The following is a 590-nucleotide window of genomic DNA, read 5'->3' as shown; positions in this document are numbered from 1 at the left end:
CAAGTCTACCAGTCGTGCTCAGGATTTACTTTACACTTACGATGCTGTCAATCGCGTTTATGATGCTCAGTTAGGACCTGAAGGATTGCGTAGTCGAGAAATTAAGAACTATATTTGTTTAGGTCCTTTAGGAAGAGCGATCGCCCGCGCTCAATATGGGCGTCATTCAGTCGTGCTGATAGATGAAATCGACAAAGCTGATCTCGATTTTCCCAATGATTTGTTATGGGAGTTGGATCGGCTGGAGTTTCGAGTCACTGAGGCTCCAGATATATATTACGCCGTTGGCGACAACCCAGCATTACGCCCAATCGTGTTTGTCACGCACAATGAAGAAAAAGCATTACCAACGGCGTTTCTGCGTCGATGCATTTTTCACTACGTTGAATTTCCCGAAACAGAGGAGCTTTTGCAACAGGTTTTAGCAACTCACGAGATTTCTAACCAAGAATTGAGTGAAAAAGCGATCGAAGTTTTGTTACAACTTCGTAAACTTGATCTTAGCAAGCGACCGGGTTTAAGTGAACTGCTGGATTGGGTGGGTTATTTGGAAGCGGTAAAAACTCCGGTAGAGGAACTTGACAAATTGC

The 590-nt window shown here is 44.1% G+C and carries 1 protein-coding gene; it reads left to right on the top strand.

The genetic code is table 11. From position 1 onward, the window contains the following. On the top strand, positions 1-590 hold a 590-nt coding region (locus tag AC5590_RS08920; RefSeq protein WP_211178830.1), incomplete at both ends, for an AAA family ATPase.

The organism is Brasilonema octagenarum UFV-OR1, from assembly GCF_963888615.1.
Classification (GTDB): Bacteria; Cyanobacteriota; Cyanobacteriia; order Cyanobacteriales; family Nostocaceae; genus Brasilonema; species Brasilonema sennae.
This window is presented reverse-complemented; position numbering and strand designations above follow the sequence as displayed.